The 24,769-nt window shown below is 53.5% G+C and carries 23 protein-coding genes; 5 read left to right on the forward strand and 18 right to left on the reverse strand.

The genetic code is table 11. The features are described 5' to 3' along the window. Positions 1 to 268 precede the first annotated feature (268 nt). From FD744_RS06130 to FD744_RS06140, 3 genes are all read left to right on the forward strand, one after another. A complete protein-coding gene (locus tag FD744_RS06130; protein ID WP_160867689.1) occupies positions 269 to 1,246 on the forward strand; it encodes a hydroxyacid dehydrogenase in 978 nt (325 codons plus the stop codon). Positions 1,247 to 1,249: 3 nt separating this feature from the next. Beyond that, positions 1,250 to 1,942, forward strand: a complete 693-nt coding sequence (locus tag FD744_RS06135; protein WP_160867690.1) for an RraA family protein — start codon at positions 1,250 to 1,252, stop codon at positions 1,940 to 1,942. 89 nt (positions 1,943 to 2,031) lie between these two features. After that, positions 2,032 to 3,492, forward strand: a complete 1,461-nt coding sequence (locus tag FD744_RS06140) for an MFS transporter (RefSeq protein ID WP_160834496.1) — start codon at positions 2,032 to 2,034, stop codon at positions 3,490 to 3,492. Positions 3,493 to 3,573: 81 nt separating this feature from the next. On the opposite strand, the gene FD744_RS06145 is transcribed toward FD744_RS06140, so the two are convergent. Further along, positions 3,574 to 6,036, reverse strand: a complete 2,463-nt coding sequence (locus tag FD744_RS06145) for a membrane-bound PQQ-dependent dehydrogenase, glucose/quinate/shikimate family (protein ID WP_237449347.1) — start codon at positions 6,034 to 6,036, stop codon at positions 3,574 to 3,576. A gap of 735 nt (positions 6,037 to 6,771) precedes the next feature. Between FD744_RS06145 and FD744_RS06150 the strand changes: the two genes are divergently transcribed. Next, complete coding sequence (locus FD744_RS06150) at positions 6,772 to 7,878, forward strand: Fic family protein (RefSeq protein ID WP_160867691.1); 1,107 nt, start codon at positions 6,772 to 6,774, stop codon at positions 7,876 to 7,878. Positions 7,879 to 8,081: 203 nt separating this feature from the next. Here FD744_RS06150 and FD744_RS06155 read toward each other — a convergent pair whose 3' ends face one another. From FD744_RS06155 to FD744_RS06165, 3 genes are all read right to left on the reverse strand, one after another. After that, positions 8,082 to 8,456 carry a YebG family protein gene (locus FD744_RS06155; protein ID WP_160867692.1) on the reverse strand — a complete coding sequence of 125 codons (375 nt, stop codon included), beginning with the start codon at positions 8,454 to 8,456 and terminating at the stop codon, positions 8,082 to 8,084. Between the two features lie 74 nt (positions 8,457 to 8,530). Further along, complete coding sequence (locus FD744_RS06160) at positions 8,531 to 9,325, reverse strand: SIR2 family protein (RefSeq protein ID WP_034829783.1); 795 nt, start codon at positions 9,323 to 9,325, stop codon at positions 8,531 to 8,533. After that, positions 9,322 to 9,882 carry a non-canonical purine NTP pyrophosphatase gene (locus FD744_RS06165; RefSeq protein ID WP_097117855.1) on the reverse strand — a complete coding sequence of 187 codons (561 nt, stop codon included), beginning with the start codon at positions 9,880 to 9,882 and terminating at the stop codon, positions 9,322 to 9,324. Before FD744_RS06165 ends, FD744_RS06160 begins: the two co-directional genes overlap by 4 nt. Before the next feature lie 411 nt (positions 9,883 to 10,293). Between FD744_RS06165 and FD744_RS06170 the strand changes: the two genes are divergently transcribed. After that, a complete protein-coding gene (locus tag FD744_RS06170; RefSeq protein WP_160867693.1) occupies positions 10,294 to 11,655 on the forward strand; it encodes a bifunctional diguanylate cyclase/phosphodiesterase in 1,362 nt (453 codons plus the stop codon). Between the two features lie 125 nt (positions 11,656 to 11,780). Here the strand turns inward: FD744_RS06170 and FD744_RS06175 are convergent, their stop codons facing one another. From FD744_RS06175 to FD744_RS06240, 14 genes are all read right to left on the reverse strand, one after another. Continuing rightward, positions 11,781 to 12,032 carry a hypothetical protein gene (locus FD744_RS06175; protein WP_237449348.1) on the reverse strand — a complete coding sequence of 84 codons (252 nt, stop codon included), beginning with the start codon at positions 12,030 to 12,032 and terminating at the stop codon, positions 11,781 to 11,783. Between the two features lie 443 nt (positions 12,033 to 12,475). After that, entirely contained in the window at positions 12,476 to 13,381 is a 906-nt protein-coding gene (locus FD744_RS06180; protein ID WP_160867694.1) for an ABC transporter substrate-binding protein, read from the reverse strand. Continuing rightward, the gene (locus tag FD744_RS06185) at positions 13,381 to 14,175 is read right to left on the reverse strand and encodes an amino acid ABC transporter ATP-binding protein (RefSeq protein WP_058962363.1); all 795 of its coding nucleotides are present in this window, start codon (positions 14,173 to 14,175) and stop codon (positions 13,381 to 13,383) included. Before FD744_RS06185 ends, FD744_RS06180 begins: the two co-directional genes overlap by 1 nt. After that, a complete protein-coding gene (locus tag FD744_RS06190; RefSeq protein ID WP_160867695.1) occupies positions 14,159 to 15,079 on the reverse strand; it encodes an amino acid ABC transporter permease in 921 nt (306 codons plus the stop codon). The genes FD744_RS06185 and FD744_RS06190 overlap by 17 nt, the downstream gene beginning before the upstream one ends. A gap of 9 nt (positions 15,080 to 15,088) precedes the next feature. Next, positions 15,089 to 15,601 carry a GNAT family N-acetyltransferase gene (locus FD744_RS06195; protein WP_160867696.1) on the reverse strand — a complete coding sequence of 171 codons (513 nt, stop codon included), beginning with the start codon at positions 15,599 to 15,601 and terminating at the stop codon, positions 15,089 to 15,091. A 9-nt stretch (positions 15,602 to 15,610) separates the two neighbouring features. Beyond that, on the reverse strand, positions 15,611 to 16,543 hold the full coding sequence (locus FD744_RS06200) for an ABC transporter substrate-binding protein (protein WP_160867697.1): 933 nt from the start codon (positions 16,541 to 16,543) through the stop codon (positions 15,611 to 15,613). A 19-nt stretch (positions 16,544 to 16,562) separates the two neighbouring features. Then, positions 16,563 to 17,876: an LLM class flavin-dependent oxidoreductase gene (locus FD744_RS06205; protein WP_160867698.1), complete on the reverse strand. Its 1,314-nt coding sequence runs from the start codon at positions 17,874 to 17,876 to the stop codon at positions 16,563 to 16,565. Positions 17,877 to 17,957: 81 nt separating this feature from the next. Further along, positions 17,958 to 19,094, reverse strand: a complete 1,137-nt coding sequence (locus tag FD744_RS06210; protein ID WP_160867699.1) for an amidohydrolase — start codon at positions 19,092 to 19,094, stop codon at positions 17,958 to 17,960. Between the two features lie 13 nt (positions 19,095 to 19,107). Next, the gene (locus FD744_RS06215; protein ID WP_160867700.1) at positions 19,108 to 20,103 is read right to left on the reverse strand and encodes an MsnO8 family LLM class oxidoreductase; all 996 of its coding nucleotides are present in this window, start codon (positions 20,101 to 20,103) and stop codon (positions 19,108 to 19,110) included. Positions 20,104 to 20,419: 316 nt separating this feature from the next. After that, the gene (locus FD744_RS06220; protein ID WP_160867701.1) at positions 20,420 to 21,163 is read right to left on the reverse strand and encodes a carboxymuconolactone decarboxylase family protein; all 744 of its coding nucleotides are present in this window, start codon (positions 21,161 to 21,163) and stop codon (positions 20,420 to 20,422) included. 10 nt (positions 21,164 to 21,173) lie between these two features. Beyond that, positions 21,174 to 21,584, reverse strand: a complete 411-nt coding sequence (locus FD744_RS06225) for a cupin domain-containing protein (protein ID WP_237449349.1) — start codon at positions 21,582 to 21,584, stop codon at positions 21,174 to 21,176. A gap of 250 nt (positions 21,585 to 21,834) precedes the next feature. After that, positions 21,835 to 22,413 carry an NTP transferase domain-containing protein gene (locus FD744_RS06230; protein ID WP_160867703.1) on the reverse strand — a complete coding sequence of 193 codons (579 nt, stop codon included), beginning with the start codon at positions 22,411 to 22,413 and terminating at the stop codon, positions 21,835 to 21,837. Then, entirely contained in the window at positions 22,410 to 23,420 is a 1,011-nt protein-coding gene (locus FD744_RS06235; RefSeq protein WP_160867704.1) for an XdhC family protein, read from the reverse strand. Before FD744_RS06235 ends, FD744_RS06230 begins: the two co-directional genes overlap by 4 nt. Before the next feature lie 54 nt (positions 23,421 to 23,474). Continuing rightward, a complete protein-coding gene (locus tag FD744_RS06240; RefSeq protein ID WP_373424364.1) occupies positions 23,475 to 24,704 on the reverse strand; it encodes a cytochrome c in 1,230 nt (409 codons plus the stop codon). Between the last annotated feature and the right edge of the window lie 65 nt (positions 24,705 to 24,769).

A 24,769-nucleotide genomic window follows, 5' to 3' on the forward strand; every position in this document is an offset into this window, starting at 1 on the left:
GTCTTTAGCCTGCTGATATACGGCCGCTGCGCTCCGCTAACTCTGCGTTTTTAACGATTTTTTAAGTAAAAATCCTAAAGCGTATAGCAGAACACAATCCCAGCAACATGCGATCTGTTTGTTAACAAAATTCCAACGTTATGGCGTGTGACGATTCAACTTCCGTCTCAAGTCATTATTCCTGTCAGGAATGAATTAATAACCTTCGCAGAATATTTTTTATCGGTTGTCGATGTCAGGATGACGTAAACCCTATCGGAGAACCGACATGACTTATCGCTTTCTCGTGACCACTACCAGCCTCGGCCAGGGCGGCCGTGAACTGCTCGCTGAAGCAGGCTGTGTGGTCGATTATCTGGATGACGCCAATGACGTTGCGGAAGTTGAACAGCGTATGAGCAGCGTGGCGTATGACGCGGTGATCTCGCGCACCGTTGAATTGAACGCGAAAGCCATCAACGCTTGTCCAACGCTGAAAATCATCTGCAAACACGGCGTGGGCGTCACCAATATTGATGTGGTTGCCGCTACCGAACGTGGCATCCCGGTGCTGACCACGCCCGCCACCAATGCGCAATCTGTTGCCGAACTGACGCTGGCGCTGATGCTGAACTGCGCGCGCCGTCTGCCCTATTTTCAGCAGGAAGTCGCCGCCGGGCGCTGGACCCGCAGCGGTGATGGCGAAGAACTACAGGGCAAAACCCTGGGTCTGATCGGCTTTGGCGAAATCGGCCGCCGCGTGGCGCGCTTCGCGAGTGTGATTGGGATGCAGGTCGCATTTTTCGATCCCGCAGCTCCGGCTGATGGTGACTTTGAAGGGGCGCAACGCTGTGATTCACTCGACGATTTACTGCCACTGGCAAATGTGCTGAGTCTGCACTGTCCGGTCACGCCCAAAACCCGTTTGATGATCAACGCACAATGCCTGGCAAAGTTGCCTGCTCACGCCACGCTGATCAACACCGCACGCGGTGAATTGATTGATGAAGAGGCGCTGGCTGCCGCATTACAGAGCGGGCAACTGCGTGCCGCAGCGCTGGACACGGTGACCCTTGAGCCGCTGGCTGCCGATCATCCCTTCCGCGCGCTCAGCAACCTGATCGTAACCCCGCATATTGGCGGTTCCACCCCGCAGGCATTGGATGCCGTCGCACAGAGCGCAGCACGTCAGTGTCTCGCTTTTCTTGATAACCAACAGATCAACCCATCCGCCTGCGTCAATCCGCAGGTGTTAAACCGGAGTTAACTTATGACCATCCACAAAGACTGGCCGATTGGCTATTTCATCGGTGAGCGCGGCGCACAGATTGATGCGGGCGTGATTGATGCCTTCCGTGCCTTGCCGGTGCCAAACATTGGCGACTCCATGGGGCGCAGTGTTGGTGCGCTTGGCTTACAGGCGTATCACAACGATGCCAACCTGGTGCTGTGCGGCGCGGCGATCACCGTGAAGGTGCGTCCTGGCGATAATCTGATGATCCACAAAGCCATCGAGATGGCGCAGCCGGGCGATGTGATTGTGGTCGATGGCTCGGGCGATCTGACTCAGGCGCTGATCGGCGGCTTGATGCGCACCTCTGCCGTCACCAAAAAGATTGCCGGTTTCGTGATTGATGGCGCCGTGCGCGATCTGAATGAATGGGCAGAAGGCGGTATTGCCTGCTGGGCTCGGGGTAACACTCTGCGCGGCCCTTCCAAAGAAGGCCCTGGTGAAGTGAACACCACGGTGCACTGTGCAGGACTGGTGGTGTCACCAGGCGATTTGATCGTCGCCGATGCCGACGGCGTGATTGCGATCCCGCAGGATGAGCTAAGTGTGCTGCTGCCTCGCGTACAGCAACATGCACAGCGTGAGGAGAAGATCCGCGCCAGCAACGTGGCAGGCAATAACGACCCTGAGCGCTTCAACGCTATTCTGCGTGCGAAAGGCTGCCCGGTTTAACGTTAACACCCTGAATCACCTGTGTTTTCGGGTATGGCCATCCGGCCAGCCCTTAACAAACCATTATAAAAACAACGGAGTACCCTACCGTGCTGAAAAAAATTTCGCTGAGCGAGTCGATCCCCCCGCCGATGACCTGGCGTGACAACTTCACACCAGAAGAAGGCAAAGCATTTGGTGCGCAACTCTCTGCGCGTCTGGAACGCTTACCTGCCGCCCGCCCGCTGTGGCTGATTATTTTTGCACTGGCGTTGGGGGGGTGGTTTGAAGTGTATGACGTGTTCCTGACCGCCTATATCGGTCCCGGTATGGTGCGTGAGGGGATTTTTTCCCACGGCAGCCATAACTTTTTTGATCCCCATAGCCTGGGGGCGTTTGTCGCGGCGATGTTCCTCGGGGTTTTCCTCGGCACCTTGTTGATTGCCAATCTGGCCGACCGCATCGGGCGCAAAAAGGTGTTTATCATCGCGCTACTGGTTTACGCGATCGCCAGTGGCATTATGGCGTTTCAGCACCATCCGTTTTCCATTGTGTTCTGGCGCATTGTGTCGGGGATTGGCGTTGGCGCCGAGCTGGTCACCATTGATGCCTATGTCTCCGAATTCATTCCGGCGCGTCTGCGCGGCAGATCTTATGCCTTCGTGCAGGCCATCCAGTACACCTCGATTCCGACCATCGCTTTCCTTTCATGGCAGCTGGTCCCCCAGGAAATTCTCGGCCTGAGCGGCTGGCGTTGGGTGGTGTTGTTTGGCTGTATCGGCGCTGTGCTGGTGTGGATCCTGCGCATGGGCTTACCCGAAAGCCCGCGCTGGCTGGTTGAGCAAGGCCGTTACAAAGAAGCGGAAGACGTAGTACGCAGACTCGAAGCGCGCGTGGCTAAATCCACCGGCGCGGCGCTGCCTGCCATTGATAACCATTTGTTGCAGCCCATTGAATCTAAACCGGCAGTGATAAATGAGATGTGGCGTCCGCCTTACCGCCGTCGCACCCTCATGCTGCTGGTATTCAACTTCTTTCAGTCGATTGGCTATTACGGTTTTGCCAGTTGGATCCCGACACTGCTGGCAGCAAAAGGTGTGACGTTCACCCACAGCTTGCTCTATTCCTTCCTGATTGCTTTTGCCAGCCCATTGGGGCCGCTGGTGGCAATGACCTTTGCCGATCGCATTGAGCGTAAGTGGCTGGTGAGTGGCTCCGCGCTGGCCATTGCCCTCGTCGGCACGGTGTTTTCCTGGCAGTCGCAACCGGTGATGCTGGTGACGTTGGGACTGCTATTGTCGCTGGCCAGCACCTGTATGACCTTCTCCTACCGCGCCTATCAGGCGGAATTGTTCCCGACGCGCTTCCGCGCTAAAGCGATTGGTTTGGTCTATTCGGTGAGCCGTATCAGCGGCATGTTGTCAGGCTTTACCATTGCCTGGGTGCTGAGTGAGATGGGGGTCAGTTCAGTGTTTGCCGTGATTTCCGGCGCGATGGCGATTGTGGTGTTTACCATTGGTGTGTTTGGTCCACGCACGCTGAATCGCCGTCTGGAAGAGGTGAATCCCTGAGAACGTGATGACCACAGAGATGTGATGACAATGTGTTTATGGCGGGATTAGGCCGCAGCCTAATCCCGTTTTCAATGGTGGTTATTTCTGTTCAGGCAGCGCGTATGCCAACACATAATCGCCCACCGGCGTCTCCATAAAGTGATGCCCTGCCGCGACAATCACCAGATACTCACGTCCATTTTGCGTGTAGATCATGGGGTTGGCCTGGCCTCCTGCAGGCAGTTCCGTGCTCCACACTTCCTTACCGGTTTTCATGTCGATGGCGCGGATTAAGTCATCGGTGGCTGCCGCGACAAAGATCAGGCCGCTGGATGTCACCACAGAGCCGCCATTATTCGGCGTACCAATGTTAATTGGCAATCCGGTTGGCAGGCCAAACGGGCCATTGCGACGTGCGGTGCCCAGTGGACGATCCCAGATAGTGCGGCCATCACGCAGGTCAATGGCGCGGATGCCACCATATGGCGGCTCTTTACACAGCATGCCGGTGTACGGCAAGCGCCAACCCGCATTCACGTTCACCGCGTAAGGCACGCCGATTTGTGGATCGCCTGCCCCTTCCGCATGACCGGTATCGTGTGGGTTATACGGGATTTCATCGCGGGGTTTCCAGCCCATCGCATCGGCTTTCGCACGCGGCACCAGAATGTTGTAGTTCGGCATATCGTTGTAGTTAGCAATGATGATGCCGCGAGTCGGATCCACTGCCACACTGCCCCAGTCAGAACCGCCGTTATAACCCGGATACTCAATCGAATGACGATCGGCTTCCGGTGGTGTGTACTGCCCTTTATAACTGGCTTGCTGGAACTGAATGCGGCACACCAACTGATCCACCGGTGTTAAGCCCCACATATCCTGCGGCGTAAGATCCGGTTTGCTCAGGTGATGGAACAACGAATAAGGCTGGGTTGGCGAACGCTGATCCGGCTCGACGCCGCCGCCGGGTACAGGACGTTCCTCCACACCAAACAGCGATTCACCGGTGCGGCGATCTAACACATAAATCTCACCCTGTTTGGTCGGCATGATAATTGCCGGTGTCTTACCGCCGTTTTTATCCGGATAATCCACCAGCGTGGGCTGAGAACCGGGATCGTAATCCCACACATCTTTGTGTGCTGTCTGGAAAGTCCAGGCCGGTAAGCCGGTATCGATATTTAATGCCGTCAGTGAGACCGAATACTTGTTTTCGGCAGGCGAGCGCGTACCGCTCCAATAGTCACCGGAGGAGTTCCCGACCGGCAGATACACTAATCCTAACTTGTCATCACCGGTGAACGAGGTCCAGACATCCGGTGAACCGCGTTTATAAGCATTAGGTCCTTTCTTCGGTGTCGCCGTATCCGGGTCGGCAGCATCCCATGCCCATTTCAGCGCGCCCGTGCGCACATCATAGGCTTTGATGACGCCCGGCGGGCCAAATGCGCGCTGTCCATCGATCGTCTGATGTCCCACTACCAACGTGTCGCGTATCACCACCGGCGCTGAGTTGATAGCCACATAGCCGTCGTAGGTTTCCCCCATATCTTCTGCGAGATTGACCGTGCCCTGATTGCCGAAACTGCGGCACACTTCACCGGTTTTAGCGTTCAACTCAATGATGCGGGCATCCAGCGTACCGAGAATGATGCGCTGCTGGCAGTCACTGTTATCACTGTTCGGTGCAACAGCCGCTTCCTGTCCAGTGGTTGCATGGCTGTTGGTCTGGCTGTCATACCAGGTTAACCCACGACAGGCGGCGGTGTACGGAATAGATTTGTCGCTGACTTTCGGGTCAAAATGCCACTTCTCTTTGCCGGTAGCGGCATCCAGCGCGAACACCATATTGCGTGCGGTACAGGTATAGAGCGTATCGCCCACTTTGATTGGGGTATTTTCACCACCCCAACGCGCTTTGGGTAAATCACCGGTGCGGAATTGCCAGGCAAGCTTGAGGTCTTTCACGTTATCCGGGGTAATCTGGCTGGCATTGGCGAAACGCTGCGATGCCAGAGAACCGCCGTAGGTATACCAGTCACCATTGTCTGGCGTGGACGCTTTCCCATTACCGGTATCCGCCATGAAGTTGGCCGAACCCGCAGCGGGTACATCGGTAGCCGGCGTTTCATTAAGTGGTGCAAAGGGCAGCGCAGCCGCAATCACAAAGGCGACAATCAGCACGGCCGCCAGCGCGCGTGACGCACCCCGACTGACGCGCGGCGCCAGATTGGGTAACTGAAAGGCAAACACGATGCCGAGAATCAGCATCAAGGCAAAGCGCGGCACCCAGCGCCAGTAATCCAGCCCTGACTCCTGAATGGTCCAGATCAGCGTACCGACAAACACCAGCGCGAACCAGCCTGCACCGCTGGTGCGCTTCATCAATATCAGTACAGCAGAGATGATCAGCCCTATGCCGGCCAGCACGTAGTACCAGTTTCCGCCTAAGGCCACCAGCCAGCCCCCGCCTGCGGCCAGAATAATCCCCAACAACAGCAGAATAAGAGCAAATAGTTTATTCCAGAACGAAAGTCTGGGTATTGGGTTTGCGATGTTCAAAATAATGTCCTTTGCCATAAACGATTGCAGGATTGTGTATTTTTTAAACTTCGCGATTAACTCTAGAATATCTGGAGGGTTATGCCGGGATATTTGGCAAATATGTTCAATAAGCGGCACTTTTATCCGCTTAAATTCCTTATAATTTCTGTGATAAATGGTTTAGCGAAGCGAGACCCAACACCTTTTCTCTGCCTGGATCATTTATTACCTGTGCATTTCCGCGACAAAATCCTGCTGTTTTTGATCTGGCGCAAGATCGTCATCTCATCATCCTGTCAGCTTATTCGTTACAGGGCGCATGACGCCAAATAACAAGAGGAATGCATCATGACAGGTAAATTAGGCTTAACAGGATTGCTATTGGTTTGGCTGGTGTATGTGGCGTGGATGGTGAGTTACTACTCTGGAACATTTTCACTTTTCACCCATTGATCTGCTCTCCATCACTGCTACAGCGATAGTCACTTCATTTTCCCAGATGGCGGCGCTCAGGTCGCCATCTGGCACACAGACCCTTTCCTGGCTCACCTAAAATTTCAGCCTGAAATCGCCACCCATTTCGCCTTCTCATGCGGCTTACATTCGTTGGTGGGCTGAATGAACTGGCGTTTAAGCCGATTAGGCAGTATCATTCAACTCATTATGTGAGCCGAATAAAGCGGCTTTATGGCTCAGTAATTGAGCCTAATCACCAGACTGTTTGGCTCACTCGCAAAGGATATGAGGCAATATATGTGGATATGGCAGAAACCTGATTGGCCAAGTTTTCGCTGGCAAGAGGAAAAACTCCTGCCACGATTGCGCTATCTCCAGCAGCAGCGCGGCATTTTGCTGGGCCGCGCAAGCATCTCCGATAACACCGATACGCAAACGTTGAATACTTTGCTCACCAACATCCTGTCTTCCTCCGCCATTGAAGATGAGCGTGTTAACGCCGAATCGGTCAGGTCTTCCCTTGCGCGGCGATTAGGTGTCTCGCTGGAGCAGCCCTATCCCGTTTCCGAACGATCTGAAGGACTGGCCACTATGATGATGGATGCCATCACTCAGCGCGATACGCCACTCACGTTTGAGCGGCTGTGTCTGTGGCATCAGTGGCTTTTCCCGTCGAGTGAATGGACGATTAAGCGTTTAAACGTAGGCGGTTTGCGCGGTGAAGAACCGATGCAGGTGGTGTCCGGACGCATCGATCGTCCAACTGTCCATTTTGAAGCGCCACCGCGTGATGGGCTTGAACGGCAGCTTGATCAGTTTATTCGCTGGTTTAATCAGAGCCATGACGAGGTTCAGCTCGATCCGCTGCTGCGCGCCGCCATTTGCCATCTGTGGTTCGTCACGCTACATCCCTTTGATGATGGCAACGGCCGTATTACGCGTGCGCTGACGGATTTGGCGCTGGCACAAGCAGACAGCCAAAGCATTCGTTTATATGCCATGTCGTCATCGATTCTGACCCGGCGCACGGATTATTATCGGATTTTGCAAGAGACACAGCGTGGCGATTTGGACATCACTGCCTGGATGCTGTGGTTCCTCGATGTGCTTAATGACAGTCTGGAAGAGGCGCTGGCATCGGTCACGCGGATACAGAACAAAGCGAAATTCTGGCTGATTCATCACAATGCCCAATTGAACGCTGAGCAAAATCGCGTATTGAATCGCTTGCTCGATGGCGGAGAACAAGGGTTTGAGGACGGCATCAGCGCCAGCCAATATCAAAAAGTGGCAAAGGTCAGTAAAGCCACGGCGACGCGCCATTTAACGGAGTTGCTGGAGAAAGGCTGTCTGGAGAAACTACCGGGCGGTGGGCGTAGTACGCGTTATCAGATCAAGCTGTAGAGTTTAGTGAGGCAACAGGAGCGACCTTCTCGCCGCTCCCAGTTCTAAGTTCTAAGCTCTCAGCTCTCAGCTCTTAGCTCTTAGCTCTTAGCTCTTAGCTCTTAGCTCTTAGCTCTTAGCTCTTAGCTCTTAGCTCTTAGCTCTTAGCTCTTAGCTCTTAGCTCTTAGCTCTTAGCTCTTAGCTCTTAGCTCTTAGCAAAGTATCAGGCAGCTTTAACCGCGCGCACTTTCTTTTCGGATTTACCGGTGTCTGCTTCAGCGGAGGCTTCAGATTCCGCAGAGGTTTCAGATTCCGCAGAAGCCTCAGTCTCGACTTCAGCTGACGCTTCTTCCTTTACCGCATCCGGTAATTTGCTGGTACGCAGGATATGCTGCACCGCATCCTTCTGTTCAGCCAGTAACATGCCTAACGCTTCAGCCTGTGCCTCATCCAGTTCAGGCTGATGCTGCTGCAGCCAGTCGGTGAAGGCGTCCGCCATATCGAGCATTTTGTCCCAGGCATCCGCGTCTTTTTTATTGGCAAACGTCATTTTTTCTTCACCCTTTCTGACAACAACATATTTGGTTTCGACTGCCATGATGCACCTCGGTTAACTGTATTTATATACAGTATATTCTAAGCAAACTTTTTTGAGCAAACGTTTTCTGCTCACTAAGCCAGTAATTCTTCCAGGAACGTCGCCAGCGCTTTGCGCGGATCGTCCTCTTCTGAAACGATCATTTCAATACCCCACTGCCCCAACACTTCTTTAGCCACCGGATTATTGCGGTTGGTAAACAGGTAGGATTTCGGCCGTGCGGTCGCTAATCCGGTGCGGCCCCACATTTTCGTCAGGCGATAGAATAACAGACGAATGTTAAAGTCACTGATGCTGTAACCGACAAACAACACTGAGTTGCCCATCACGTCATGCGTCAGTTTGATATCCAGCGGCGAATCGAAATAGAGGCGCTCGAAGTAGCTGCTCTCATCCAGCACGATGGACGTATCATCGTCAAAATCACCATGAAGTTTAATGATATGACGCTTGTCTTCGGTCAGTGACACCAAATCTGCCGCATTCGCCACTTTGCTGTACGGCACATTGTGAGCTTCGTGCGCCATCTCCAGCCAGCGATCGTAATTGGTGGTATAGATACGGGAGAAATTGCCCTGCGTGATCATGGTGTGAATTTCAGAGCTGCGCACGTCAATATCCGGGCGATGCCATTCACGATCCATCCAGCTGCGTAATGGTCCGAGCGAACCTTTGCGTTGCTTGTAATACTCCGCCAGCGAAAGATGTGTGCCATAAGTATTAAAGATCTTCGGGTCGTAACCCAGTTCTTTGGCCAGATGCGCAATCAGCTCATGCCACTCCGGCAAACCCAGATTGCGTGAAATACCCGCGCCCGCAAACAGGATCAGTTTGCCTGCATCGTAGGCGCGTTTGAGTTCCGGTTTCATGCCAGTCCCCGTGATGTTTTAAGAAAGGTGGCGAAGCGATCCAGTGCCAGGCGGCGCATGGATATTTCGTTTTTGAATTCACCCATTTCAGCGAAGGTCTGCGAATGGCCTTCTGGAATGAATACGCAGTCCCACTGAAACTCGCGCGGTCCTGCCGGTGCCGGTGCGATGGTGCCGCGCAGCTCGCCCTCAAACTGGTACATTTTACGGCCATCGCAATAACCCAGCACGGTTTTGGCGGTAACGCTTGGGGTGTCCAGCCCGCTGACCAGTTTAGTGAAGCGCTCAGCGTTCAGTCGGCTCCAGAAAATGCGCGTCAATCCGGCAGGCAAACCATTCAACCCATCCAGATACAGGCCGGTGTGCTCAACAAACAGTGGACGCCCAATGATGGAAAAGGCTTTGGTGAGTTTGTCACGTACCAGTTCAACTTCATTTTCTGTTTGGATCTCTTCGATGCGGCGGGCGATGGGAATGACTTCGACGCCGACCGGCTCCAGGATGGTGCGCACTTCGGCAAGCTTTAGCTCATTGGCAGATAGAAAGCGTATTTTCATTGCAACCAGTCGTTTAAAAGTGGGTTTCACAATCGGGCCAGGCCAGGCTGAATACGTGTCCAGCGCTTGTTGTTTTTGCCTCTGGCACTGCAACTACCTTAAGGCATTTAGATTTCATTCTAACGTGTGGACTTGCCATAGGGTAGGCACAATCGCGCTAAGCAGAAAATGCGCTGCGGCTTTCGCGATTTCTTAACCTGCCGCATACAAATGGAAATAATCGACTTAAGTCACCTCAAGCAGCCAGTTTAATCCGGAAAAGCACCCGCTTCCCCTAACATAGGTCAAATCATAATGCAGCTTGAATGAGTGTAAATAACGTGAAAACAGTTATGACAGCCGTCACGCTTTTCCTTAATATACCTGACTGAAAACATTAAATAATTATGACTATAAAACTGAGAATAGCTAATGATCTCTTATTTCAGTTCAGGATTTTCAATCATTCGCAATCTGCCGTTTGTTTTGAAAGGCGATAGCCTGGAAAAGAAATTGCGTTTAACCTTGTTGATCGCCGGGACATCCAGCATTGTGGCCGGTATTTACATGGTATTGTTTAACGTTGTCAGGGGGCACCATGACATTGCCTGGTTATATGCTGCCAGCACATTACTGGGTGGTTACATCACCAGTGCAGCCTTCTGCAGTGGCTTAAAACGCAACCTTTACCTCATCGTGCATGCACTCTTATTCAGTATTATCCTGCTACTATTACTGGATAATTATCATTCAATTGTTAAGCGCTCGGAATACAATTATCTGATGGCTCTGACCATCGGTTCCGCGCTGGTGCTACGCCAGCAATCGAATTACCTCAGTAAAATTTTTCCTCTCATTTGCCTGGCGTTTTATCTGCTGTTTATCGCCACGGGATTAACCTGGCAAAGTGGGGCTTTCAGGCTGAGCATACCTGAGGAACCTGGTTTCTATATTGTTAACTGCAGTGTGTCGATTATCGCGCTACTGTTAACCGTGTTTACGTCACGCGGTGATTATTCGGAGACCGACCTGATTAAACGGGAGCTTTCCAACGCCATCGAAAAGAACCAACTGGAGCTGTACTATCAGCCACAGGTGGATACCAATAAAAAGTTGATAGGCTTCGAAGCCTTATTGCGCTGGAAACATCCGGTTAAAGGTTTTATCTCGCCCGAGGTGTTTATTCCTGTGGCGGAGAAAAGTGGGCTGATTATTGAGATTGGCAAATGGGTGATGGAGAGAACCCTGCAGCAAATGTCTGACTGGGATCGCATGTATCATCTTAGTAATTTGATGTTTTCGATCAATATCAGTCCACTGCAGTTGATGCATCGGGATTTTACCCAGGATACTTTGCTGACGCTCTCACATCACAAAATCAGTCCGGAAAGACTAAAGTTTGAAATAACTGAAACCACCTTTATTTACGATCAAAAAAGAATCAGCAGTGTCATTGAGCACTTCAGTCAGTTAGGCATTAAATGGGCGATCGATGATTTTGGCGTAGGCTATTCATCGCTGAAATCGATCAGTGATTTCGCGATTGATGATATCAAGATCGATAAATCGCTTATCATGCATATTTTTGACAATGAATCCGCCGCCATTGTGGTACACAAAACGATTGAACTGTCGCGTGAAATGGGATTGAACGTGCTGGCTGAAGGGATCGAAAGCGAAGAGTATTTCGACTACCTGCGCGACAAAGGCTGTAACTTGTTCCAGGGGTATCACTTTGCCCGTCCGCTCCCTGCGGGAGAGGCTGCGCTTTGGATCCGTAAAGCCACCACATAAGAGACTTTTGCAATGGCGGCGGCTGAGCCGCCATTGTGCACAGGATTAAAATATCGCTTTGGCGATCGTTAACGCCAGTCCTAACGTGACGAGTTGCATTGAAACCATCCATTTGGTTTGTTTGTTCACGCCTGGTACAGATCGCCCCTGATCGCCAGTACATCCGCTTTGGTCGCGTAATTTTCCTTTATGGACGCAACATCGGCTTTCACTTCGCGAACCTCGGACCGTAATTCTGCTATTTCTAATTTGACTTCAACGATTTCAGTCCTGACTCCAGCCATATCCTGTTTAGTGGCGTAATTCGATTTAATAACGGCAACATCTGTAGCGATGATGGCAACCGTCTCTTCCCGTTTCCTGACTCTTGACTCCATGAAAACGCCCCCCAATCTCGGCCGCTTAATTTCTCTGCACTGTAGGGATTGCGCGTGGCAGATATTAAGTTGACCTCTTATATTTTCAACTAACATGTTAACCCCAATCTTTTATACGTTGATTGGGTAATGCAGGTTAAGCCAGACTCATTCAAAATCCTTTTTACTCTTTTTCAACCTCACATTCCCTCAGGAAATGTCAATATGACACTTTACCGACAGGCTAAACAATACCGTTCCTTGTAAGAGAAGATACAAAAAACATCTGAAGCGATTAATTAAATGCAAGGCGAGTTTATTTCACGGTCAAAAATCGAGATTTACCGTTTAATTCATGCCAAAAAAAAATAAATAAAAGAATGAATAAGTTCACAACAACGCTGAAAATAAAAAACTCACAACAATCAAGCTGTGAGTTTTCTCTCAATTAACAAAAAAATTATTTATTGATAAACAATCCCAGGCGGATTGACCTGTGACGCCTCCACGCCCTCCTCCTGTTCTCCCCAGCGTGCCAGCACTTGTTGGTACTGTCCGCTGGTTATCGCTCCATTGATCGCCTGCTGTAATGCCACATCCAGCCCATTACCTTTTTTAGTCGTCACTGCCACCCAGGCGCGGAACGGACCGTGACCGACGATTTTGGTTTGACCGCGTGACGCCACTTTCCATGCCGCCATGGCTTGTGGGCCAAATGAAGCATCGGCGCGCCCGGAGAGCAACGCCAGCGTCGCTGAAGCATCATCATTGAGATAAATCGGCTGAACCGGTGCCAACCCCTGTGCACGGTTTTTCGCATCCCAACTCAGCAAAATTTTCTCCTGGTTAGTACCGGAACCGACAATGATGCGTTTACCCGCCACGTCCTCGCGCCCTTTGATCGCCGTGATTGCACTGTCCGTTTTCACGGCGAACGCATGGTTATCCGCGCGGTAAGTCGCGAAATCGAACTTCTGTTTCCGTTCTTCCGTCACCGCGATATTAAACATCGCCACATCATAACGTCCGGCGGTGAGGCCCAGCGGCCAGTCTTCCCAGGCGGCAGGCACCAGCTTGAGTTTCAACCCCAAACTGTCGGCCAGCAGCCGGGCGAAATCAGGGTCGCTACCAATCAGCGTTTTATTGTCTGATGCCCACAAGCCTATTGGCGGGGAATTGGATGCGGAAGTCGCGACCGTCAAATATCCCGGCGTCACAAAATGAAAACCGGCCGGAATTTTGGCAATGGCTTGCGGGTTAGCCGGAATGTGGATTGGCGTTTCGTTGTTTTTTGCATCCAGCGTTTCTGCGGCAAACAGTGGCGAGCTGAACAACCATGCGGCCAGCGCGCTGACTATCACTCTTTCCATTACAGCACCCGCGCCAAAAATCGTTTCGTACGCTCATGACGCGGTTGGTTCAACACCTGGTGCGTACTGCCCTGCTCGACGATACGACCATCAACCATAAACACCACCTGATCCGCCACTTCGCGCGCAAAACCAATCTCGTGCGTGACAATCACCAGGGTGGTGCCAGAGCGTGCCAGCTTCTTAATCACGTCCAGCACCTCACCCACCAACTCGGGATCGAGCGCCGAGGTCGGTTCATCAAACAGCATCACACGTGGATTCAGCATTAACGCGCGTGCAATGGCAATGCGCTGCTGCTGGCCACCCGAAAGATGGCGCGGCCAGGCATCAGCTTTATGGCGCAATCCCACGATATCCAGCAACTCACCTGCACGCTCAATCGCCTCGCGTCGTGACAATTGACGATGGGCAATCGGTGCTTCAATCAGGTTGTCTAAAACCGTCAGATGGGGAAATAAATTGAAGTTCTGAAACACGTAACCGACGTTGATGCGCTGGCGCAAAATCGCCTTCTCTTTCAGCTCATACAACTTGTCACCACGACGTTGGTAACCGATGTAATCACCGTCGATTTGAATAAAACCTTCGTCCACGCGCTCAAGGTGATTAATGGTGCGCAGTAGCGTGGATTTCCCTGATCCTGACGGGCCAAGAATCACCGTCACCGAGCCAGGTTCCAGCTCCAGCGAGACGTCATCCAGCGCTTTGTGTTTACCAAATGACTTACTGACGCCGGTAATGCTGATGGCACCGGTAGTGTGCAGATTGCGATAATCAATGGCTTCGGACATGAGAAAGCTCCTCATTGGCGGTAGCAGAGCGATTGCGCCATTGACGCCAGCGCGACGGTTGCGGTTCATGTGTCACGCTGCGGGCCAGCCAACGTTCAACGCTGTGCTGCAGCAGTGACAATACGGTGGTGATAATCAGATACCAGGCCGCACCCACCATTAACAGCGGGATCACCTGTTGCGTGCGGTTGTAGATCATCTGGATGGTATAAAACAGTTCCGGCATCGCCAGCACGTACACCATGGAAGTCCCTTTGGCGAGGCTGATGATTTCGTTAAAGGTGGTGGGAATAATGGCGCGCAATGCCTGCGGCAGAATGATGCGGAAGGTTCGACGGGACGATGATAATCCCAGCGCCGATGCCGCCTCGAACTGACCGTGATCGACACCCAAAAAGCCGCCGCGAATAATCTCCGCACTGTAGGCGCTCTGCACCAGCGTCAATCCAATCACCGCTGCCGGGAACTGCCCCAGCACATTGATGGTCTGGAAATGGCCCCACGACAGTGCCGTGAAAGGCACGCCGAGCGACAGCGTGTCGTACAGGTAGGAGAAGTTATAGAGAATAATCAGCACCACAATCAGCGGCAGCGAGCGAAATAGCCAGATGTAACCAAACGCCAGCGTGCTCAATAACCATGACGAAGAGAGCCGCGCCAGCGCCAGCAGGCCGCCAAAAATCAAACTCAGCACCGTGCCGAACAACGTCAGTAACAGCGTTTGTCCCAGCCCTGTGAGAATCACCGGATCAAAGAACCAGCGGGCAAATACGCGCCATTCCCAACGGGGATTAAAGGCCACCGAATCAATCACGCTGGCGAGAATAAACAGTGCGACAATCGCCCCGATGATCCTTCCTGGATAGCGTGCGGGCACCACGGTTAAATGTTTTTCCTGACTCATCTCAACTCCTTAGCTGGCCTGCGCCACGCTGTGCACATCAATCACCTTGAGGAAGCGTAAACGCCCGTCATGAGGTGGCCGACTGTAGATTTCCATATCTTCGCGTAGCGCAAACTGCGGCTGATAGCCGTGGCCGATATATAGTTGCACGGCTTCCGGCTGGCGAAATCCGGTGGTCAGGAACACGCGCTGATAACCGGCGCGCAACGCACGCCGTTCAAGCTCCTGCAAAATCAGCAGCGCCAATCCCTGACGGCGCAGATCGCTACGCGTCCAGATGCGTTTAAATTCCGCGGTCACCTCGTCATAAGGTTTATAGGCGCCCATGGCGATGATCTCGCCGTCACGCTCCAGCACGATAAACAGCCCACGCGGCGGCAAGTACCATTCGGTTAATTCCACCTCGTTCGCGCTTTTGAAGAAATCGCCGTAACGTGCCGCATACTCGCCAAACAGACCGGTGATAATCGGCTGCAACTCAGCGGCTTCAGGATGCACTTCGCGGAAAAATTGCTGGCTCATGCAGCCTCCTTAGTCGCCAAGACCGGCTGGGTTGATTTCAGATCGATCCAGACGCTCCACGCCTTCACCCCAACGGTTCAGCACCTTGTCGTAATCACCGTTCTTGATCACGCCGTTGAGCGCGGTGTTAATCGGCTGTACCAGACCGTTGTCTTTTTTCACCGTCACCGCAATGTGTGCGGCTTTCGGCCAACCCCCATCCACGCTGCCCACCAGTTTGGTTTGATGGGTTAACGCGGCTTTCCACGCGCCAATCACATTCGGACCGAAGTAGGCATCTGCGCGACCGGACTGCAGCGCCAGCGTTTGCGCAGCATCATCTTTGGTGTACACCGGCGTGAAAGGCTTCAGTCCTTTCGCCTGATTCTCTTTGTCCCACGCCAGCAGGATCGCTTCCTGGTTGGTGCCGGAACCCACAATGATGCGCAGCCCGGCGATGTCTTCGGCTTTGTTCAGGGACTTAATCTGGCTGCTGGATTTCACGTAGAAACCCAGAGAATCTTTGCGATAGGTGGCGAAATCGAAGCGCTCTTTACGCTCTTTGGTCACGGTGACATTGGTAATCGCCGCGTCATATTTGCCGGAAGCCACGCCCAGCGGCCAGTCTTCCCACGAGGTCGGCACCACATTGAGTTTCAATCCCAGGCTGTCGGCCACCAGACGAGCGATATCCACTTCGCTGCCGAGCAGGGTTTTGTTGTCATCACTAAATACGGTTAATGGCGGGGAGTTCAGTGCGGCCACCGCTACGGTAAATGAGCCTGGCACGGCAAACTTATGTCCGGCCGGAATTTGCGCCACCGCAGCGGGATTTGCCGCAGTGTTCACCGGTGTTTTATTGGCTTCGATGCTGATCTGCTGACCGTTCACCGCCACTTCTTCAGCCAAAGCCGCACTGCTTAAACTCAGCAACATCAGCGCAATCAGGGATTTTTTCTGCATAGCGTGTTTTCTCTTTAATTTATTGTTGTGTGAACTGATTAACCGGGTCTTTCAGACCGAAGCTGGCACGCAGCGTGGTGCCGGGATATTCGCTGCGGGTCAGGCCGCGCGCTTGCAAGAGGGGGATAACGCGGTCAACAAAGCGTTCGAAGGTATCCGGCGTGCCGCCCTGAATAATGAAGCCATCGGTGGCCTCGGTTTCAAACCACAGCTGTAAGCCATCCGCCACCTCTTCTGGCGTGCCAAAGAACAGCGGGCGCGGCGTGGCCGCTTCCAGTGCGGCCTGACGCAGTGTGTGACCGTGCGCTTGCGCCTTACGTTTGATTTCATCGGTGGTGCTGCGGAAGCTGTTTTGGCCGATATCGCCAATATCCGGGAAGGGTTCATCCAGCGGGTATTGCGAGAAGTCGTGGTGATCGAAGAAGCGACCGAGGTAGTTCAATGCATCTTTGATGGAAACCAGTGCAGCGGTAGTTTGGTACTGACGCTCAACGTCTTCGGCATCATCGCCAACGATGACGCCAACGCCCTGGAAGATATGCAGATCCTGCGGTTCACGTCCGTTCGCCACCAGCTGCTTTTTCACATCTTGATAGAAAGCTTGCGCCTCTTCGTGCGTCGGCTGATGGGTGAAAATGGCATCGGCGTGGCGCGCTGCCAGCTTTTTACCATCCTCTGACGCACCGGCCTGAAAGACGATCGGACGTCCCTGCGGCGTGCGTTCGATGTTCAGTGGCCCCTGCACCTGGAAGAAATCACCGTGGTGATTAAGGGTATGCAGTTTAGCGGCATCAAAGAACTGGCCGCTCTCTTTGTTCCGCACAAAGGCATCCTTTTCCCATGAATCCCACAGCCCTTTCACCACCTGCAAATACTCGTCGGCGATGCGATAGCGCAGCGCGTGCTCCGGATGCTGCTGGCGCGAAAAGTTTTTCGCCGATCCTTCCAATGGCGAGGTCACCACGTTCCAGCCTGCACGTCCGCCGCTAAGGTGATCGAGACTGGCAAACTGGCGTGCAACCGTAAAGGGTTCGCTGTAAGAAGTGGAGACCGTACCCACCAATCCTAAATGCTCAGTCACCCCCGCCAGCGCCGACAGCAGCGTCAACGGCTCGAAGCGATTAAGAAAATGGGGGATCGATTTCTCATTGATAAACAAACCGTCGGCGACAAACAGAAAATCCAGCTTGCCGGCTTCCGCTTTGCGCGCAATATGCTTCGCATAGTCAAAATTGATGCTGGCATTAGCCTGCGCCGCCGGATGACGCCAGGCGGACATATTGCCGGATGCGCCATGCAGAATAGTGCCAAGTCGCAGTTGTCTTGCAGTCATAGTGTTCTCTCTTTTCCATGGCATAGCCTGACGGCGACGGTTTCGTCGCCATACAAAGCGGAGGATATTGGGTTAAATGGGCTAACTCAGAATTGCGTCACGACATCGTGCATTGAGATGCTGCAAGGCCTGCTGCGCCAGTTGGGTGAAATAGTGCGCGGCAGGCGCGATCAGTGCTTCATCGGGGTTGAAACCGCCGTGATGCAGACCAAATTCACTGGCGCTGCCAATGCTGACAAACGCGCCAGGGATCTGTTGTAAGTAATACGCAAAATCTTCGCCGCCGAGGTGCAGTTCTGCGGTTTGCACCCGATACCCCACCTGCTGAGCAATTTCACTGGCAAACTGCGCCCAGCCTGCATCGTTTTCTAGCACCGGCGGGCCCGGATGCCAGCTGAAGGTCGCGGTCGCACCGTTTGCCGCCGCAATGTGCTCGACAATCTGACGCGCGCGCTGTTCCAGTTGCGCCCGCACCTGCTTGTCATGGGTGCGCACCGTGCCGCCAAATTCGGCTTCTCTCGGTAAAGTGTTGCCAGATTGACCGGCATCGATGCGCGTCACGCTCAACACCAGGCTATCCAGGGTGTTAAAACTGCGGCTGGTGAGTGATTGCAGTGCCTGAATGATCTGGCTGGACACGAGAATGGCATCCACTCCCTGTTCAGGGCTGGCGACGCGCACCACAAACTTATCGGCATTGGCATAAAACGCCCCGCCGCGCGTGGCGAAGGCACCCGTCGGTAAGCCTGGTTCGTTGTGCATACCAAAGATCGCCTGCACATCTTGCAACACACCAGCATGGATAAACTTGCGCGCACCGGTGGCATTTTCTTCGGCTGGCTGGAACAGAATACGGATGCGTCCCGGCAGTTGATCTTCCAGCGCATGGAGTTGCAGTGCCGCGCCCAGCATCACCGCGCTATGAACATCATGGCCGCAGGCGTGCATCACACCCGCATTACGTGAGCGGTAGGCGAGGCCGGTGGCTTCATGAATCGGCAGGGCATCAATATCAGCTCGCAACGCGATCAGCGTCTCACCCTGACCCACTTCAACCACCAGACCGGTTTCCAGCGGATAATCGAGCAACCGCAAGCCAGCGTCCTGTAGCCAGCGGCGCAAACGCGCTGTGGTTTCCACTTCATGTCCAGACAGCTCAGGCCAGCTGTGCAGCTCGCGTCGCCAGTCAATCAGTTGCTGTTCGCTTGTGTGAGTCATGGTTATCTCCCAATTACGCCGCAACCAGTCGATGCGTTGCCAGCAGTTCGAGAGATGTCACTCGCGCCTGCTCCTCAGCAATCGGGGTATCAATCACGAACTCTTCAATGCCGAAATTCTGGTGCAAGGCGTCCAGTTTGGCGTGCACCTGCGCGGCAGTGCCTTTCAGCAACGATGGCGTGCGCGGCTCAATGACATAATCGGTATAACCGCCCTGTCTCACGTAACGTTCAGCTTGCTCAACGCTGCCCACGTTGACGCTTGGGCCGTCTTTCACACTGACGTGATAGACGCGCAGATTATCCACCAGCAAATCAGCCTCAGCCGGGGAATCAGCGACCACCACCTGCACGGCCGCCAGCGCCTGCTTGCCGTTGCTGTATTGGCGATAGCTGTTAAGCACCTGTTCCATTAACAGCGGATCGCCGTTGTGATGTGCCGCAAACACCAGTTGCCAGCCCAGTTCTGCTGCCAGCCTGGCACTTTGTTCGCTGGCACCCAGCAGGAATCGGTTAGCCGGACGTGGCGGCTGCGGTGTGGCGCGCAGGATCTCTTCATCGCCCACCGGCGGAACATCCAGCCAGCTATCCAGCAGTGAAAGCTGTTCAGCAAAGCTGCCCTTTTCTTCCTGATGGATGCCCTGCTGTAAAGCGCGGGTGGAGAGCGGTAAACCGCCGGGCGCTTTACCCACACCGAGATCGATACGGCCTGGCGCGAGCGAGGCTAACAGGTTGAAATTTTCGGCAACTTTGTAAGGACTGTAGTGTTGCAACATCACGCCACCAGAGCCGACGCGAATATGCTGCGTCTGCCCAATGATCCAGGCGATCAGCAATTCAGGAGAGGGGCTCGCCAGACGGTCAGTGTTGTGATGCTCTGCCAGCCAGAAGCGGTGATAGCCCCAGGCCTCAGCCTGCTGCGCCAGCTGTAATGTGCGATGCAGGGCATGCGACGCGCTCTCTCCATCGGCAATCGGCGATTTATCTAATAAGCTCAGTCGATATGACATACGCCAAATCCTTTTCCTCAATGATGATGGCGAGCAGTGTGTGATGGCGGCGGGTAATGGGTAAAACATATTATTGTCGTATGCATTTTTAATTAATGCATATCAGGGTGGTGCGGAATATTCATAGATAAATAGATAATGTAAAACAGAGGGTTGTGCATCATTCAGCGTTGCGAATGACGGGTGGTTGAGCGTAATAAACTAATCGGGAAAGGTTTGCACGATTGGATATAAGCCTGAGGGAATATACTCTTCGTTATTATATTAAACAGCGAAACGCACCGGAATAAATACCGGTGCGTTTATAAGGGATTTATTATTTTATCTGTGCCAACGCCACTTCAATTCGCTGAGCGACCGCTTCTTCTCCCTGCGCGTTAAACACAGTCTGAAGTTCCGCCAGTTGTGATTTGTCGAAGCCGACATTCATGCTGATGCGCAGATGCGACTGCAGTTGCGACTCGACACCGCTCATTCCGGCTAAAGAGCCCACAGTAGCTAACTCACGACTTTTCCAGTCGAGGTTATCGCGCGCGAAAATGTCGCCAAACAAATGCGCTTTGAGGAACTGATCGATCGCCGGGGCGAATTCAAACAATGGCCCTTTCACCGGATTGCCGACCAGCGCCGTCTGATTGCGCGTACCGGCGGAAAGCATGTTTTCGGGCGCAGGAACCGGCCCGGCCTCGTTGCCTGGCTGGTCATTTTTGCCCTGTAAGCGGCGGGCATCCGTTACTTTCATCAATTCTCCCAGCGCGTTGAGGCTGCGAGGGAAACCGGCATAGGCATAAAGTTGCACCAGCACCTCACGGCACTGGCTGAGGGTCAGACCCGCGTCCAATCCCTGATTCAGCGCGTCATTCAGTTTGGCAATATTGCCTGTGGCGGCATGGGCCGCAATCACCGCGATACTCTTTTGTTGCAGGGTCAATGGATGAGTCTGTTTTTGCTGTAGCGCGACATATTTTTTCTGTTCTGGCTCGGAGGGTTCATCAGCCAGACTCACTGAAGAGGCGAGCGCAGCGCACATCATTAACGAGGCATTGATGCTTTTCGTCATCTTTTACTCCTTACAAAGAGGCCGAGGAACCGTACTGCTCATCGCTCACTTTCTCCAGCCACTCCACCACCTTGCCGTTTTCAGCTTCAGCGATGGCAATGTGCGACATGCTGTTTTCTGGTGCGGCACCATGCCAATGTTTTACGCCTGCCGGGATCCACACAACATCGCCAGGACGGATATCACGTGCTTCACCGCCCCACTCCTGCACACGCCCCAGACCTGCTGTCACAATCAGCGTTTGCCCGAGCGGATGGGTATGCCATGCCGTGCGCGCGGAGGGTTCAAAGGTCACCGTTGCGCCGCCGATACGTGCAGGTTCGCTTCCCTGAAACGGCGCATCAATACGCACCGTACCGGTGAAATATTCTGAGTTGCCTTTAACCGAAGGTTTTTCACCACTTTGCCAGACAGTGATCATCGATGTGTTCTCCTTTGCAGAAACAACTGAAACAGATAACGCCAGTATGAGGGCAACAGCCATTCTCATTATGGGAGCTCCGTGCTTCAGGTTTGGGTGGTGACCGCTCTGGAATGGGCGGCCACATTGATAGCAGCTAAGAGTGTAGGATCACGCGGATTGATTGATAAGGTAGTCAAATCAGGATGGGTTTATGAACAAAATTCAACAATCAAAGCGGAGTAATTATCCCTCGCTCTACGCTTCCTCTTTAGCCTTCGGATAACCGCTGAGCTAACAGGCTGAGCATCGCGGGCGTATCAACATCCTGCAGGCACCCTTGATCGGTTAATTTGACTGGCATTACGGGATGGGTGCTGAGCAACGCACGCGCGCCATTATCACCCTCTAACTGAATCAAATCGGCATAAAACGGTTTTTGAAAAGCCACCGGATGACCGGGTATACCGTTTACTTCGCTGCGCACCAAAGGGGATGTCTTTAACGCCCGCCCCACCGCCAGATAGCTGGCGGTGGTCAGTAACGGCATATCTGCCAGCACAATTAACCAGCCATCATATTGTGATGTGGCTGCAACACCTGCGGCAATGGAGTGGCCCAATCCTGCGCTTGCCACTTTAATCAGGTGCCCCCGACAGGCCAGCAGATGAATGTCTCTGTCTTCAGGCCGGGATACCACATAGACATCCATTTCACTGGCAAGTGCCTGCTCAAGTGTATGCTGCAGAACAGGTTTGCCTTGTAGCAACGCCAGCAATTTATGCCCGCTATTTGCCTGCTTGAAACGTTGGCTTAAGCCAGCAGCCATTATCAATATGGCGAACTTCATGGATGCGCAGCGCTCACGTCATGTGCCGTGGCGACCTCGGATCGGCACACACCGTTTTTATAGCGAACGATATCCGCCATGATCGACAGCGCGATTTCAGCGGGTGTTTTGCTACCAATATCAATACCCACCGGTGCATGGATTCTGCTGACCTGCCGGGGCTCTAAGTCGCCAATCCGCACCAGCCGTTCTTTACGTCGCTGGCTGTTGTTCATCGATCCCATCGCACCAATGTAAAAGGCCGGCAGATTCACCGCCTCCATCATCGTGAGATCATCAATCCGCGGATCGTGGGTCAGTGAAAGGATCGCCGTGCCGGGATGGCAGCCCTCTCGTTCCAGATAAGCCGCCGGAAATTGCCTGATGAGTGTGATGCCACTATCAAGATCGCCCGCCAGGTTGAGCAGCACCTCTTCACTGTGTTCACACACCAGCGTTTCGAATCCCAGAGCCAGCGCGAAATTAGCGCAATACAGCGCGACGTTCGACAGGCCCGCAATAATCACTCTGGGCGGAGCAGACAGTGTGAGCACCACTTCAGCCCCCTTGATTTGAGCAAAGGTGTGACTGGCATAAGCGCTGGGTTTAACAACATGGCAGGCATGAGGTAATACCAGCCGTTTCTCTAGTGAGTGGGCACTGATCATCGCTTGTTGCATGCGCTGCAGATAGTCCGTCGCGGCAATGCCGGGCAGCAATTTTTCTACCAGAATATCCAGCACGCCACCGCAGGGCAGCGCGCGATCAGGCGCAAAGCCGCCCTCACCGTAACGCACTATCTGGCTAGCAGCGGAGAATACCGCATCGCTAATGCGCGTGAGAAAGCTCTCTTCCACACATCCGCCTGATAGCGAACCGCAGTAACGCCCATCTTCTCTGATCACCATCATTGCGCCCGGCTGCCGCGGTGATGAGCCATAGGTGCTGAGCACCGTGCAGAGCCATAGGGGAGATTCCTCTGCCCACGTCAGCGCAGTACTGATGACCTGCTCATCAAGGTTGTGCATGGGGTTCTCCCGTTTGGCATTCCATCGTCTTATCAAAAGTCGCTAGTTTCATGGCTAACGCATCTGCAAAATAATCACGTTACTGCTGGCCGGATCGGTTTTACCCCGCAGCTCACTGACCGCTTTTGCATCCACTTTTTCACCCTGATTTCCCCACGAAGTACGGATAAAATTCAGCACTTCAGCAGCCTGCTGATCGGTCAGTTGTTTCCGGTACGGTGGCATGCGGTAAGCATCTGGCACGCCATCGGCAACAATTCGGGCTGAACCATTGAGGACCACGTTGATAGCCGAAGCGGAATCCACTTGCATCGAGGTTGCACCCGCCAGCGGTGGGATCCACGGCGCCTGACCACGACCATCGGCACCGTGACAACTACTGCATCGCGCTGTATAAATCTGGCTACCAGAGGGGTTATCTGCGAGCGTGCTTTCCGTATTTTGATACTGCCAACTGCTGCCTGCATTTTGACTGCCCGATGGCAGCGCTTTCAGGTAGTGCGCTATCGCACGCAGATCGTCCTCATTCATAAACTGCGTCGAGTTATTGAAGGCGTCAGCCATTGATCCAAACACCACTGCATGCTGATTACGCCCCTGTTTCAGGAACGTCACAACATCCTGTTCACTCCAGCGACTGATGCCGGTATTGGCGTCATTACGCAGGCTCGTTGCGTACCAGCCGTCCAATAATGCCCCCGCCAGGTAATCAGGGCTGCCGGCATCCAGCGCTTTTTCATTAAATGCCAGCCCGCGCGGCGTATGGCAGCTACCACAGTGACCGGGACCCTCAACCAGATACGCACCCCGATTCCACAGAGCATCATGCCCTTCCTGCGACTGATAAGGTCCGCCACGTGAAAATGCCGCGCTCCAGAATGCCAGCGGCCAGCGCATGTTCAATGGCCAGGGAATCTCAGAAGCGATGTTCTGGCGAGAAACCGGTTTAACACCCTGCTTCATAAACGCATACAGCGCCGCAATATCGTCATCGGACAGCTTCTGATAAGAGGGAAACGGCATAGCGGGATAGAGCCGATGGCCGTCCTGCGCCACGCCATGGCGTACTGCACGATCGAAATCAGCCAGTGTGTAGCGACCAATACCGGTATCGTTATCTGGCGTGATGTTGGTGGTAAAAATCTTGCCCACCGGCGTGGCCATCGCCAGTCCGCCGCTGAACGGCGGTGCATCAGGAGTGCTATGGCAAGCGACACAATCGCTAAGACGGGCAACATATTCGCCTTTGCGCACCATGTCCGCCGAAGCCACAGTCGGCGTCACGGGATGATCATCAAAATGCGAAGCAGGCGCGCGCATAAGCCAAAGGCATGCCAGCACAGCCACGC

The sequence above is a fragment of the Pantoea sp. Taur genome, from assembly GCF_009830025.1.
Taxonomy (GTDB): Bacteria; Pseudomonadota; Gammaproteobacteria; order Enterobacterales; family Enterobacteriaceae; genus Pantoea; species Pantoea communis.